This is a genomic window from Streptomyces sp. NBC_00376, from assembly GCF_036077095.1.
In the GTDB taxonomy this organism is placed as follows: Bacteria; Actinomycetota; Actinomycetes; order Streptomycetales; family Streptomycetaceae; genus Streptomyces.
In genome coordinates this window covers 8066785-8080445 of record NZ_CP107960.1, presented here as the reverse complement: position 1 = coordinate 8080445, position 13661 = coordinate 8066785, and the positions used below count along the sequence as shown (strand labels likewise).

The following is a 13661-nucleotide window of genomic DNA, read 5'->3' as shown; positions in this document are numbered from 1 at the left end:
CCGCTGACCCGATGGCTCCCAGGATCGACATCGACAGCTATGTGAAGGGGGTGCTCGACGGGAAGAGGGCGCACATCGCGCGCGCCATCACTCTCGTCGAGTCCACCCGCCCCGATCACCGGGCGCTGGCCCAGCAGTTGCTGCGCGAGCTGCTGCCGCACTCCGGCGCCGCGCGGCGGATCGGCATCAGCGGCGTGCCCGGGGTCGGGAAGTCCACCTTCATCGACGCGCTGGGCACGATGCTCACCGGGCTCGGGCACCGGGTCGCGGTCTTGGCCGTCGACCCCTCCTCCAGCCGTACGGGCGGCTCCATCCTGGGCGACAAGACCAGGATGGAGCGGCTGGCGGTGGACCCGGCGGCGTTCGTGCGCCCGTCCCCCACCGCCGGGACGCTCGGCGGGGTGGCCAAGGCGACCCGGGAGTCCATCGTGGTGATGGAGGCCGCGGGGTACGACGTGGTGCTGGTGGAGACGGTCGGCGTCGGGCAGTCGGAGACGGCGGTGGCCAATATGGTCGACACGTTTCTGCTGCTGACACTGGCCCGGACCGGCGATCAGCTCCAGGGCATCAAGAAGGGTGTGCTGGAGCTGGCGGACGCGATCGCGGTCAACAAGGCCGACGGCCCGCACGAGCGCGACGCCCGCGCGGCCGCGCGTGAACTGGCGGGCGCGCTGCGGCTGATGCACCCGGTCGACGCGGCGTGGACACCGCCGGTGCTCACCTGCAGCGCCCGTGAGTCGGCCGGTCTCGACACCCTGTGGGAGCGTCTTGAGCAGCACCGGGCGCTGCTGGAGTCGACCGGGCGGCTCGCCGCGAAGCGGCGTGACCAGCAGGTCGACTGGACGTGGACGATGGTGCGGGACGAGCTGCTGGAGAGTCTGCGCGGCCATCCCGAGGTGCGTGCCCTCACGCCGGGGCTGGAACAGCGGGTACGGGACGGGGAGTTGACGGCCACGCTGGCGGCCGAGCAGATCCTGTCCGCGTTCCGGGGCGCGGCGGCGGTCGCGGGGGCCGGTGACCCGGTGGCCTGACGGTCCGGGTGAGCGATGTCTGCGTCCGGCGGTCCGGAACTGCCGGGCCGCCGGACGTTCGCAGCCGCTACAGATCGAGCTGGTACTCGACCGAGCCGTGTGTCGGCTCGTAGCCGAGTGCGTCGTTGATGCGCCGCATGTGCGTATTACTGTCGGCGGTGTCCGTCAGCAGCCCCTCCAGGCCGGGGTGGGCCTCGCGGGCGTGGAGGATGGAGCCTGCCTTCATCCACGCTCCGAGGCCGTGTCCCCGGTGCTCGGGAAGGACTCCGGTGCCGTAGTGCTGGGCGTCGCCCTTTCCGTCGCCCGGGACGACGAGTTCCGTGAAGCCCACGATCGTGGTGGTGGACTCCTCGACCGCCACGACGGTGTGGAGCAGGTCGCCGCGGGCCGCGACGGCCGCCGCCGCGGAGCGGACCCGGTCCACGTCCCAGACGACCGTGCCGAAGTCGGTGTCGTCCATGGGCATGTCGTCCATGGCCCGGCGCGAGGCGGCGAACGTCACCGCGAGCTCGTCCGGGACGGTGCCGTCCCAGGAGATCAGCCGGTAGCCCGGGTGCGGCCGCCCGACGGCCCGGTGCAGGGCCTCGGTGTCGGCCTTCGCCAGCGGGAGCCGTACGTACGTCAGGGTCAGGACCTTGCGCAGTCCCTTGGCCCGCAGGAAGTGGTCTCCCGCCGATCCGGTCTCGGCCTGCGCGATCACGCTGCGCCGGTCCTCCTCGCGGGCAGCGGCGACCGCGGCGTCGAACAGCAGTGAGCCGACGCCGTTGCGGCGCTCCGCGGGGTGGACGGTGAGTTCCAGTTCGGCGAGGTGGTCCTGGCCCTCGCGGGTGAAGACGCGCAGGAACGCCGAGCCGAGGGGGCTGCCGTCGGGGCCGGAGGCGAGCCAGGCCAGACGGTGGCTGCCGGTGGGCCGGTCGGGGTCGGCCAGCACGGTGATGCGTATCGACAAAGTGACTCCTGTGCGCCCGGGGCGCCGGTCGGAACGGGTGAGCGGGCGGGTGGCCCGGAGAACCACATCACTCCGTGAGAGCCTCGGCAACCGGATTTCGGAGCCCCTGGCAGTCCTGCCCGTCCCCGGCATGGTCCCGCTCCCGCAGAGCCGTGCTACCGTGTTTTTGGTACCAGTGTCCGCCTCGCTCCGAGGCGCCGGTGCCGATTCACCTCTCCGAAGCTGCCGCGCCCGTCCTTCTCGACCGGCGATCCAGCTCTTGGCGTCACCTCATCCAGTCCGGGCCGACCTCTGCCCGTTCGGACTTTCCCGCCCGTCGTCGGGGGCGTGTTCTCTGCCGCCCCGTGCCGTCCGGCCCCTCATTCGCCATGTCCGCGAAAGGACCCGCCCACCATGACCATCTCTCTCGAACACCCGCTTCAGCAAGGGCAGTTGACCGCAGATTCCACGAACACCACCGAGGCCACCGGCGTACTCGACCTCACACACCAGGGGAACGGCGTACTGCGCGTACGGGACGGCCTCCCCTCCCCCGGCGACGTGGTGGTCCCGGCCGCCCTGATCCGCCGCCACGGCCTGCGCCGGGGCGACGCCGTGACCGGGCTCTGCGACCGGCCCCGCACCCTGTCCGCCGTGGAGCGGGTCAACGGCCTGTTCCCGCAGGCGCTCCGGGGCCGGCCCCACTTCCGTGACCTCACCCCGCTCCACCCGCGGCAGCGGCTGCGGCTGGAGACGCCGTCCGGCGGTGCCGCGATGCGGCTCGTCGACCTGGTCGCACCGGTCGGCAAGGGACAGCGCGGGCTCGTCGTCGCGCCACCCAGGACCGGCAAGACGGTGCTGCTCCAGCAGATCGCCGCGGCCGTCGCCGCCAACCACCCCGAGTGCCACCTGATGGTGGTGCTGGTCGACGAACGTCCCGAAGAGGTCACCGACATGCGCCGGTCCGTCCGGGGCGAGGTGCTCGCCTCGACCTTCGACCGGCCCGCGAAGGAACACATCGCGCTCGCCGAACTCGCGGTGGAACGTGCCAAGCGGCTGGTCGAACAGGGCCAGGACGTCGTCGTCCTGCTCGACTCCCTCACCCGCCTGTGCCGCGCCCACAACAACGCCTCCGCCGCGGGCGGACGCACCCTCAGCGGCGGTGTCGACGCGGCCGCCCTGCTCGGCCCCAAGCAGCTCTTCGGCGCCGCACGGCTCGCCGAGGAGGGCGGCTCCCTCACCATCCTGGCCACCGCGTTGGTGGAGACGGGCTCCCGCGCCGACGACTACTTCTTCGAGGAGCTGAAGAGCACCGGCAACATGGAACTCCGGCTCGACCGCACACTCGCCCAACGACGCGTCCACCCGGCCGTGAACATCCCGTCTTCCGGCACCCGGCGCGAGGAACTCCTCGTACCGGAGAGCGAGTTGCGGTTGGTACGCGGGCTGCGGCGCGCGCTGCACACCAGGGATCCGCAGGCCGCGCTGGAAACCCTGCTGGACCGGCTCCGCCGCACCCCGGACAACGCCTCGTTCCTCCGCGCCGTCCACGGCACCGTCCCACAAGCCCGAGTCTGTCCGGACGGCACCGGCGCGGACGCATAGCATGGCCCGGCGATTGCATGATCCGCGCCTCACGAGCACAGGGAGAGCAGCCACATGGAGTTCCGCCGACTCGGCCGCAGCGGCCTGACCATCAGTGAGATCGCTTACGGGAACTGGCTCACCCACGGTTCCCAGGTGGAGGAGGACGCGGCTGCGGCCTGCATCCGCGCCGCCCTGGACGCCGGAATCACCACCTTCGACACCGCGGACGTCTACGCCGAGACCCGGGCCGAAGCCGTCCTGGGCCGGGCGCTCAAGGGCGAACGCCGCGAGGGTCTGGAGGTGTTCACCAAGGTCTACTTCCCGACCGGCCCCGGACACAACGACCGGGGGCTCGGCCGCAAGCACATCGTGGAGTCCATCGACAACTCGCTGCGCCGTCTGCAGACGGATTACGTGGACCTGTACCAGGCCCACCGCTACGACCACTCGACCCCGCTGGAGGAGACGATGGAGGCGTTCGCCGACGTCGTCCGCTCCGGCAAGGCCCTCTACATCGGCGTCTCGGAGTGGACGGCCGACCAGCTCCGCGCCGCGCACGGGCTGGCCCGCGAGCTGCGGGTGCCGCTGATCTCCAACCAGCCGCAGTACTCGGCGCTGTGGCGGGTCATCGAGAGCGACGTGGTGCCGGCCTCCGAGGAACTGGGCATCGGCCAGATCGTCTGGTCCCCGATCGCCCAGGGCGCGCTCACCGGCAAGTACAAGCCGGGTGCGCCGCTCCCGGCCGGTTCGCGGGCGACCGACGACAAGGGCGGCGCGAACATGATCGCCGACTGGCTGCGCGACGACGTGCTGGAGCGCGTCCAGCGGCTGCGGCCGCTCGCCGACGGCGCCGGTCTCAGCCTGGCCCAGCTCGCGGTCGCGTGGGTGCTGCAGAACTCCAACGTCTCGGCCGCGATCATCGGCGCCTCCCGGCCGGAGCAGGTGGCGGAGAACGCCGCGGCGGCCGGCGTGACGCTCGACTCGGAGCTGCTGAAGGGGATCGACGACATCCTGGACCCGGTGGTCGAGCGGGATCCCGGGCTGACGGCCGGGCACGCGGGCAACAGCTGATCCGGCCGCACGGCCCCGGCCCTGTGCGGGCCGGGGCCGTGCGCTGCGGGATCAGGTGCCGGTGTGCAGCGAGGCGGTGTACTCGCGGACCTGTGCCGGTGTGAGGTAGGTGTCCGTGTGCTCGAAGTCGCGCAGCTTGGCCGGCTGCCGGGACAGGAAGCCGGTGCGTACGAAGTCGTCGCCGGCGACGGCGTTGAGGATCCAGTTGGTCGCGACCCGGGCCTTGGCGACATTGGTGCGCAGCGCCGACCAGTGGTAGCCGCGGGCGACGGCCTGTGCGGGAATCCCGTGCAGTTCGATGCCGAGCGGCTTGGAGACCGCGTCCTTGCCGCCGAGGTCCACGACGAGACCGAGGTCCTTGTGGACGTACGGCTTCAGCGGCTGGTTGCGCAGGGTCGCGATGAGGTTGTCGGCGAGCCTGCGGCCCTGGCGCATGGCGTGCTGTGCGGTGGGCGGGCAGACCGCTCCGTCGCCCTTGTGCAGGTCCGGCACGGCCGCGCAGTCGCCGAGGGCGAAGACGCCGTCGAAGCCGGGCAGGCTCATCTCGGGGGTGACGGCCAGCCGGCCGCGTACCGTCTCCGCGTCGAACGTGCTGACCAGCGGGCTGGCGGCGACGCCCGCCGTCCAGATCAGGGTCCGGCAGGGCAGCACCCGGCCGTCGGTGAAGGTGACCTTCTCCGGGGCGGCCTCGGCGATCGAGACGCCGAGCGAGACCTCGATGCCGCGTGCGCGCAGCACCTGAAGGGCGCTTCGGCCCAGCTTGTCGCCCAGTTCGGGCATCAGTTTCGGGGCGATGTCGATAAGGTGCCACTTGATCAGCTTCGGGTCGAGCCGCGGGTACTGCTGGACCGCGCTGGTGGTGAGGCGTTGCAGGCAGGCCGCGGTCTCGGTGCCCGCGTATCCACCGCCGACCACCACGAACTGGAGGCGCGAGGCCCGCTCGTTCTCGTCGTGGCTGGCGTCGGCGAGGTCGAGCTGGGCGATCACGTGGTCTCGTACGTAGGCGGCCTCGGCCAGTGTCTTCATGCCCCGGGCGTTGTCCAGCAGGCCGGGGATGTCGAAGGTGCGGGTGACGCTCCCGGCACTGAGCACGATGTAGTCGTAGGGCTCGTAGACGACCTCGTCGGTGATCTTGCGGATGACGCAGACCTTCGCCCTGGGATCCACGCCGATGGCCCCGCCCGGGATGATCCGGGTGCGGTGTTTGCGGCTGCGGCGCAGTGAGATGGCGACCGACTGGGGGGTGAGCACGCCCGCCGCGACCTGTGGCAGCAGGGGGAGGTAGAGCTGGTACGAGAACGGGGCGACGAGTGCGATCTCCGCCTCGCCGGGGATGAGCCCGCGCTCCAGACGGCGCACGCACTCCACTCCGGCGAATCCGGCGCCGACAACGAGGATCCTGGGTCGTGCCACGGTGTTCGTCCCTTCTCGGGCCTGTACGTTCATCCGTTCGCCTGCCACGTCGCACGCGCCCGTCCACCCTCATCTTCACGAGCCCGGTACGAGTTCGCCTGCTGAGGGCGGCGGAACGGACGACCCACCCGGTCAGCGGGTGAGCAGGGTGACCGCGGTGCAGGTGCCGCCGACGGCGCCGACGGCCACGACACCGGCGGTCACGCAGCGTGCCCTGAGCCTGCGGTAGCGCGCCTCGTACTCGCCGCGCAGCGCGGTGGCGCGGGCCGAGATACGGCAGAGCGTCGCCCGTGACGCGGCGAGCCGGTCGGCGGTGTAGACGCGTTCGACGTCCTCGCGCTGGGCGGTGGTGAGCCAGGGCAGCTCGTCGGTGAAGCAGCCCGCGCGGCGGCGGGCCTCCTCGACCTCGGCGCTCCACAGCAGGTAGCCCTGCAGCTGTGCCAGGCCGCGGGCGCTGTCCTTGTCGGGGTCCACTCGCTCCTCCTCCCGCCGGGCCGTCGTGCTCAGTCCCGCTCGTCGCCCCGGGTCCGGGGCAGTTCCGTGACCGGACGGTTGAGGGCCTCGTCGAGGGCGCGGACCGAGGGGTGGTGCAGGTCGAAGGCCGGGGATTCGGAACGGATCCGCGGCAGGGTGAGGAAGTTGTGCCGCGGCGGCGGGCATGAGGTCGCCCACTCCAGCGAGCGGCCGTAGCCCCACGGGTCGTCGACTCCGACGTTCCGGCCGTACTTGGCGGTCTTCCAGACGTTGTAGAAGAACGGCAGCATCGACAGGCCGAGCAGGAACGAGGAGATCGTCGAGATCGTGTTCAGCGCGGTGAAGCCGTCCGCGGCGAGGTAGTCCGCGTAACGACGCGGCATGCCTTCCGCGCCCAGCCAGTGCTGCACCAGGAACGTGCCGTGGAAGCCCACGAACAGCGTCCAGAACGTGATTTTTCCGAGCCGCTCGTCCAGCATCTTGCCGGTGAACTTCGGCCACCAGAAGTGGAATCCGGCGAACATCGCGAAGACCACGGTGCCGAAGACGACGTAGTGGAAGTGCGCGACGACGAAGTACGAGTCCGAGACGTGGAAGTCCATCGGGGGCGAGGCGAGGATCACGCCGGTCAGACCGCCGAACAGGAAGGTGACCAGGAATCCGATCGACCAGAGCATCGGTGTCTCGAAGGACAGCGCCCCGTGCCACATCGTGCCGATCCAGTTGAAGAACTTCACACCGGTCGGTACCGCGATGAGGAAGGTCATGAACGAGAAGAACGGCAGCAGCACACCGCCCGTGACGAACATGTGGTGCGCCCACACGGTCGCGGAGAGGCCCGCGATGGCGATCGTCGCGCTGATCAGGCCGATGTAGCCGAAGATCGGCTTCCGGCTGAAGACCGGGATGATCTCGCTGACGATGCCGAAGAACGGCAGGGCGATGATGTACACCTCCGGGTGGCCGAAGAACCAGAAGAGGTGCTGCCACAGCAGTGCGCCTCCGTTGGCCGGGTCGAAGACGTGCGCGCCGAACTTGCGGTCCGCCTCCAGCACAAGGAGGGCGGCTGCGAGGACCGGGAAGGCCAGCAGGACCAGCACAGCGGTCAGCAGGACGTTCCAGACGAAGATCGGCATGCGGAACATCGTCATGCCGGGGGCGCGCAGGCAGATGATCGTGGTGATGAAGTTGACCGAGCCGAGGATCGTGCCGAAGCCGGAGAAGGCCAGCCCCATGATCCACATGTCGCTGCCGATGCCCGGTGAGCGGACCGCGTCGGTCAGCGGGGAGTAGGCGAACCAGCCGAAGTCCGCCGCCCCGTTCGGGGTGAGGAAGCCGGCCACGACGATGACCGAGCCGAAGAGGTAGAGCCAGTACGCGAACATGTTCAGCCGCGGGAACGCCACGTCGGGCGCGCCGATCTGCAGCGGCATGATCCAGTTGGTGAATCCGGCGAACAGCGGCGTCGCGAACATCAGCAGCATGATCGTGCCATGGATCGTGAACGCCTGGTTGAACTGCTCGGGCGAGACGATCTGCATCCCCGGACGCGCCAGTTCGGCGCGCATGACGAGGGCCAGCACACCGCCCACGACGAAGAAGGCGAACGAGGTGACGAGGTAGAGCGTGCCGATCGTCTTGTGGTCGGTGGTGGTCAGCCACTTGATGACGACGTTTCCCGGTTCCTTCGCGTGGACCGGGAGCTCGTTCGCGTACGCCTCCTCCGCGTCGGCCGGCCCTGTTGTGCCCGTCGTCGTCACTGGGACGCTCCTTCGATCGTCGTTCGCGGGTGGACCGAGCACCCGGCAGGGGAGCCGTTTCCACCAGGACGGCCGGCAGACCGGTCCCGCGCGCGTCACGCCAGATTCCAGGAGCAGCAAATCAGCCGCGGGGCCGCTGTGCGTGGCCCGCCGCCCGCCGTCGTACGACATTCACCCGTCAGGGCGCCCACGGGTCGGGGACGGGTTTCGTGCCGTCGGTCGGCCGTCGACCGGGCCACCATCGGCCGAACTCCGCTGCCGTGCGGTGCGGTTGCCGGGCGGTCCGGTGGACGCGCCCGGGGCCGGGGGCCGGCGGCGGGCTTCCCCGGCGCCGCTCAGGCCAGCCCGCCCGTCGCGCGGATGTTCTGCCCCGTGATCCACCGGCCGTCGTGACCGGCGAGGAAGGCGACCACATCGGCCACGTCGGCGGGATGCCCCAGTCGGCGCAGCGGGGTCATTCCGGCGACTGCCTCCAGTGCCTGCGGCTGGTTGTTGCCGCGCAGCAGCTCGGTGTCGGTGGCGCCGGGCGAGACGGTGTTGACCGTGATCCCGCGGGCCCCGAGTTCATGGGCGGCGACGGCGGTGAGCTGCTCGACGGCGCCCTTGCTCGCGGCGTAGGCGGAGATGCCGGGGCCCGGCCGCACAGTGTTGGCCGTGGAGATGTTCACGATGCGGCCGCCGTCGCGCATCCTCAGCGCCGCGTGGCGGACCGTCATGAAGACCGCTCTGGTGTTGACCGCGAGGACCTGGTCGAAGACCGCGGGATCGGTGTCCGTGAGCAGGGAGGGGGTGGGGCACAGCGCGGCGTTGTTCACCAGGATGTCCAGCCCGTCGAGCTCTTCCTCGGCGACCGACATCAGGCGCTCGGGGCCGTCGGGCTCCGCGAGGTCCAGCCGGACCGCCCGGACCGTGCCGCCGTCGCCCCGCACCGTGCGGACGACCTCGGCCGCGGCGTCGTCGTCGGTGGCGTAGTTGAAGACCACGTGCGCCCCGTCGCGGCACAGGCGCTCGACGATCGCGCGGCCGATGCCCCGTGATCCACCGGTGACCACGGCGTTCCTGCCTGTCAGCACGGCCTCTCCCCTTCCATGGCACGGTTGGTCCGGGCGTACGAACCTATCGGTGAAAGGGCTCCACGGGGCCGGTTGTGCGGAATCTCCTCGATACGGCGGCCTGGCTCCGGTGCCGCTCCTGGACACGCAACCGCCCCGGCCGGGCATGGTGCCGGCCGGGGCGGGAGAGGTGGGGCGCCTGGTCGCGCCCCCGCTGCGCGGTGTCGTGTCAGCCGATGGAGGCGATGGCCTGGACGAACGTCTGCGAGGGACGCATGACGGCGGAGGCCTTGGCCGGGTCGGGCTGGTAGTAGCCACCGATGTCGGCCGGCGAGCCCTGCACCGCGATCAGCTCGTCGACGATGGTCTGCTCCTGCTCGCCCAGCGTCTTCGCGAGCTCGGCGAACGCCTGCGCGAGCTGCGCGTCGTCGGTCTGCTGCGCCAGCTCCTGGGCCCAGTACAGGGCCAGGTAGAAGTGGCTGCCGCGGTTGTCGATGCCGCCCAGCTTGCGGCTCGGCGACTTGTCCTCGTTGAGGAAGGTGCCGGTCGCGCGATCGAGGGTGTCGGCGAGGATCTGGGCGCGTGCGTTGCCCGTGGTCGTCGCCAGGTGCTCGAAGCTGGCCGCGAGCGCGAAGAACTCGCCCAGGCTGTCCCAGCGCAGGTAGTTCTCCTTGACCAGCTGCTGGACGTGCTTGGGCGCGGAGCCGCCCGCGCCCGTCTCGAACAGACCGCCGCCGTTCATGAGCGGGACGACGGAGAGCATCTTCGCGCTCGTGCCCAGCTCCAGGATCGGGAACAGGTCGGTCAGGTAGTCACGCAGCACGTTGCCGGTGACCGAGATGGTGTCCTCACCGCGACGGATGCGCTCCAGCGAGAACGCGGTCGCCTCGACCGGCGACATGATCTCGATCTGCAGGCCGTCCGTGTCGTGGTCGGCGAGGTACTTCTTGACCTTGGTGATCAGCTGCGCGTCGTGGGCGCGGTCCTCGTCCAGCCAGAACACGGCCGGGACGCCGGTGGCGCGGGCGCGGGTGACGGCGAGCTTGACCCAGTCCTGGATCGGCAGGTCCTTGGCCTGGCACATGCGGAAGATGTCGCCGGCGCCGACGGCCTGCTCCAGGACGACCTCGCCGTTGCCGTCGACGACCCGCACCGTGCCGGTGGTGGGGATCTCGAAGGTCTTGTCGTGGCTGCCGTACTCCTCGGCCTTCTGCGCCATCAGGCCGACGTTCGGCACCGAGCCCATGGTCGACGGGTCGAAGGCGCCGTTGGCGCGGCAGTCGTCGATGACGACCTGGTAGACACCCGCGTAGCTGCTGTCCGGCAGGACCGCAAGGGTGTCGGCCTCCTCGCCGTCCGGGCCCCACATGTGACCGGAGGTGCGGATCATGGCCGGCATGGAGGCGTCGACGATGACATCGCTCGGCACGTGCAGGTTGGTGATGCCCTTGTCCGAGTCGACCATGGCCAGCGCGGGGCCGTCGGCGAGCTCGGCCTCGAAGGACGCCTTGATCTCGGCGCCGATGTGCGGCACCGAGTCCAGGCCCTTGAGAATGGCGCCGAGGCCGTCGTTCGGGGACAGGCCGGCGGCCACGAGCGCCTCGCCGTACTTGGCGAAGGTGTTCGGGAAGAAGGCGCGGACCACGTGGCCGAAGATGATCGGGTCGGAGACCTTCATCATGGTGGCCTTGAGGTGGACGGAGAACAGCACGTTCTCGGCCTTGGCGCGGGCGACCTGCGCGGTGAAGAACTCGCGCAGGGCCGCGACGCGCATGACCGCCGCGTCGACGACCTCGCCCGCGAGCACCGGCACCGACTCGCGCAGCACGGTGGTGCTGCCGTCGTCGCCCGCGAGCTCGATGCGCAGCGCACCGTCCTCGGCGATGACCGTGGACTTCTCGGTGGAGCGGAAGTCGTCGACGCCCATGGTGGCGACGTTCGTCTTCGAGTCGGCGGTCCACTTGCCCATGCGGTGCGGGTGCGCCTTGGCGTAGTTCTTGACCGAGGCGGGGGCACGGCGGTCGGAGTTGCCCTCGCGCAGCACGGGGTTCACCGCGCTGCCCTTGACCTTGTCGTAGCGCGCGCGGACGTCCTTGTCCTCGTCGGTCTGCGGGTCGTCCGGGTAGTCCGGCAGCGCGTAGCCCTGTGCCTGCAGCTCGGCGATGGCCGCCTTGAGCTGCGGGATCGAGGCCGAGATGTTGGGAAGCTTGATGATGTTGGCCTCGGGGCGCTTGGCCAGCTCACCGAGCTCGGCGAGCGCGTCGTCGATGCGCTGGCCCTCCTGGAGACGCTCGGGGAAGCTGGCGATGATGCGTCCGGCCAGCGAGATGTCACGGCTCTCGACATTGACCCCGGCCGTCGAGGCGTACGCCTGGATCACGGGCAAGAACGAATACGTCGCCAGGGCCGGGGCCTCGTCGGTGTGTGTATAGATGATGGTCGAGTCAGTCACCCTGTGCTCCGCTCCACGTCTGCAACATTGCTTGACATCAAGATATCTCGTGATCGCCCCGGCCTCGACAGGGCCCCGCGTTCACCGGCGCCGAACCGTGTCGCCACGGCCGCGCACCGCGCATGCGCCCCGTCCGGGTCCGGCGGCCGCCCGTCGGCGTACGCCCCGGTCACCGCGTACGGACCGCACCCGCCCCACGGGCCGCAGCCGCACCCGGCACCCCTCCGCGAAGAGAGCCGGACGAACAACGGGCAAGTGTCATACGGTGGTTGTCCCGCTGCTCACCAGAAGGAGTACGCACATGCCGGTCTCGCTGGGTCTCGGTCTTCCGCAGATGAAGCAGTACGACATCGGCCGCGATGTGGCCGCCGTGGCACGCGCGGCGGAGGAGACCGGCTACGAGAGCCTGTGGGTCTTCGAGCGGATCATCTTCCCCGAGCCCGCCGCACAGGGGCTGTACGGCGTTCCGGGGCTGCCGTGGCCCGAGCAGTACCGCAGCGTCGCCGACCCGCTGATCACGCTCGCGCTGGCCGCCGGGGCGACGGACCGGGCCCGGCTGGGCACCAGCGTCCTGGTCGCGCCGCTGCACGTGCCGTTCCAGCTGGCCCGTTCGCTGGCCTCGCTCGACGTGGCGAGCGGCGGCCGGGTGGTCGCGGGCCTCGGCACCGGCTGGTCGCTGGACGAGTACGCCGCCGCGTCGGTCGCCCCCTTCGAGAAGCGCGGCGCGGTGCTGGACGAGCTGCTCGACGTGTGCGCGGCCGTCTGGGGCCCGGACCCGGTCTCGTACCAGGGCGAGCTGACCACCATCGCCCCGTCGGTGGTCGGTCCGAAGCCTGTGCGCCCCATCCCGGTCTATCTGCCGGCGAACAGCCCCCGGGCCACCCGCCGCCTGGTCGACCGGGCCGACGGCTGGATGCCGGTGGCCATGGGCGCCGCACAGCTGGCCGAGCAGTGGAAGCGGATCCAGGACCTGGCGGCCGAGCGGGGCCGCGAGCGTCCGGTCGGCGTCTGCGCCCGTGCCAATGCCCGGTACACCGCCGAACCGGCCGCAGGTGCGGCCCGCACCCCCTTCCACGGCAATGTGGCCCAGATCGTCGAGGACCTGGTGGCCCATGCCGAGACGGGGGTACCGGAGATCCTGCTGGACCTCCAGGGCACGACGCGCGACGCCTCGGAGCTGATCGACGTGGCCGGCGAGGTGTACGAGGCGGCGCGGGCGGCAGGCGTCTGACCGGGTACGACGCGGGGGGCCGGGTGGGGCGGCGGCGCGGACGGTGCACCATGGTCCGCGATGCGACGAGGACTGATGCACGGCATGGCCTGGGTGCTCTCCACAGGGGCCGCGGTCACGCTGTCCTGGTGGGGTGTCCACACGGTGCTGTCGGGAACCGCCTACGAACCGCCCCGCGCCCTCCCGATCGCGGACGCGGCACGCGCCGAGGCCGAGGAGGCGTAGCCGCGGCCCTCCCTCACGTACCGCTCCGGGAAGTCCCCGGAACCCGGCACGTCACCGCCCACCGAGGACAGGAACGGCGAGAACGACACGGCCCCGAAGCCCTCGGCCGGCGCGCCGCGAGGTTCCGCTCCGGCCGGCCCGCCGAGCCCGGCCGGCGAGCCCTCCGGCGGGGCCGTGAAGGTGCAGGGCTACACCGTCGACGGCGGCCGGGTCGTCTTCGGCATCGAGCGGGCCGACGCGGAGCTGGTCTCGGCGACTCCCGGATCGGGCTGGCAGATGCAGGTGTGGAAGACGGAGCAGTGGATCCGGGTGACCTTCACCCGGGACGACCGCGAGATCTCGGTCATCTGCGGCTGGTACCAGCACACGCCGCTCGTCGAGATCGAGGAGCGGTAGCTCAGCGCGGCCGGCCGCTCGGTCCTCGTGCGGAATGGGGA

Annotated in this window: 12 protein-coding genes; 6 read left to right on the top strand and 6 right to left on the bottom strand. The window is 71.0% G+C overall.

Features of this window, described 5'->3' with window-relative positions; all coding sequences use genetic code 11:
• Window positions 1-11: 11 nt before the first annotated feature.
• A complete protein-coding gene (gene meaB, locus OG842_RS36225; RefSeq protein WP_266734788.1) occupies window positions 12-1031 on the top strand; it encodes a methylmalonyl Co-A mutase-associated GTPase MeaB in 1020 nt (339 codons plus the stop codon).
• Window positions 1032-1098: 67 nt separating this feature from the next.
• Here meaB and OG842_RS36220 read toward each other — a convergent pair whose 3' ends face one another.
• Window positions 1099-1980: a GNAT family N-acetyltransferase gene (locus OG842_RS36220; protein ID WP_266734789.1), complete on the bottom strand. Its 882-nt coding sequence runs from the start codon at window positions 1978-1980 to the stop codon at window positions 1099-1101.
• 393 nt (window positions 1981-2373) lie between these two features.
• Here OG842_RS36220 and rho point away from each other — a divergent pair, with 393 nt between their 5' ends.
• On the top strand, window positions 2374-3564 hold the full coding sequence (gene rho, locus OG842_RS36215; RefSeq protein ID WP_266734790.1) for a transcription termination factor Rho: 1191 nt from the start codon (window positions 2374-2376) through the stop codon (window positions 3562-3564).
• A gap of 54 nt (window positions 3565-3618) precedes the next feature.
• A complete protein-coding gene (locus OG842_RS36210) occupies window positions 3619-4617 on the top strand; it encodes an aldo/keto reductase family protein (RefSeq protein ID WP_266734792.1) in 999 nt (332 codons plus the stop codon).
• 51 nt (window positions 4618-4668) lie between these two features.
• Here OG842_RS36210 and OG842_RS36205 read toward each other — a convergent pair whose 3' ends face one another.
• From OG842_RS36205 to OG842_RS36185, 5 genes are all read right to left on the bottom strand, one after another.
• Window positions 4669-6030: an NAD(P)/FAD-dependent oxidoreductase gene (locus OG842_RS36205; RefSeq protein WP_266734793.1), complete on the bottom strand. Its 1362-nt coding sequence runs from the start codon at window positions 6028-6030 to the stop codon at window positions 4669-4671.
• 132 nt (window positions 6031-6162) lie between these two features.
• Complete coding sequence (locus OG842_RS36200) at window positions 6163-6504, bottom strand: hypothetical protein (protein ID WP_266734794.1); 342 nt, start codon at window positions 6502-6504, stop codon at window positions 6163-6165.
• A 29-nt stretch (window positions 6505-6533) separates the two neighbouring features.
• Window positions 6534-8264, bottom strand: a complete 1731-nt coding sequence (ctaD, locus tag OG842_RS36195) for an aa3-type cytochrome oxidase subunit I (protein ID WP_266734795.1) — start codon at window positions 8262-8264, stop codon at window positions 6534-6536.
• Between the two features lie 335 nt (window positions 8265-8599).
• Entirely contained in the window at window positions 8600-9337 is a 738-nt protein-coding gene (locus OG842_RS36190; protein ID WP_266734796.1) for an SDR family oxidoreductase, read from the bottom strand.
• Window positions 9338-9545: 208 nt separating this feature from the next.
• Entirely contained in the window at window positions 9546-11768 is a 2223-nt protein-coding gene (locus OG842_RS36185; protein ID WP_266734798.1) for an NADP-dependent isocitrate dehydrogenase, read from the bottom strand.
• A 301-nt stretch (window positions 11769-12069) separates the two neighbouring features.
• On the opposite strand from OG842_RS36185, the gene OG842_RS36180 reads away from it, so the two are divergent.
• From OG842_RS36180 to OG842_RS36170, 3 genes are all read left to right on the top strand, one after another.
• Window positions 12070-12999: an LLM class F420-dependent oxidoreductase gene (locus OG842_RS36180; protein WP_328512605.1), complete on the top strand. Its 930-nt coding sequence runs from the start codon at window positions 12070-12072 to the stop codon at window positions 12997-12999.
• A gap of 60 nt (window positions 13000-13059) precedes the next feature.
• Window positions 13060-13224, top strand: coding sequence for a hypothetical protein (locus tag OG842_RS36175; RefSeq protein WP_323185844.1), 165 nt, complete (start codon window positions 13060-13062; stop codon window positions 13222-13224).
• A 174-nt stretch (window positions 13225-13398) separates the two neighbouring features.
• Window positions 13399-13620, top strand: coding sequence for a hypothetical protein (locus tag OG842_RS36170; RefSeq protein ID WP_323185845.1), 222 nt, complete (start codon window positions 13399-13401; stop codon window positions 13618-13620).
• The last annotated feature ends 41 nt before the right edge of the window (window positions 13621-13661 follow it).

Bases quoted from the DNA above. Each gene is read 5' to 3' on its own strand.
- meaB (WP_266734788.1), top strand. From the start codon at position 12: ATGGCTCCCAGGATCGACATCGACAGCTATGTGAAGGGGGTGCTCGAC.
- rho (WP_266734790.1), top strand. From the start codon at position 2,374: ATGACCATCTCTCTCGAACACCCGCTTCAGCAAGGGCAGTTGACCGCA.
- OG842_RS36210 (WP_266734792.1), top strand. From the start codon at position 3,619: ATGGAGTTCCGCCGACTCGGCCGCAGCGGCCTGACCATCAGTGAGATC.
- OG842_RS36180 (WP_328512605.1), top strand. From the start codon at position 12,070: ATGCCGGTCTCGCTGGGTCTCGGTCTTCCGCAGATGAAGCAGTACGAC.
- OG842_RS36175 (WP_323185844.1), top strand. From the start codon at position 13,060: ATGCGACGAGGACTGATGCACGGCATGGCCTGGGTGCTCTCCACAGGG.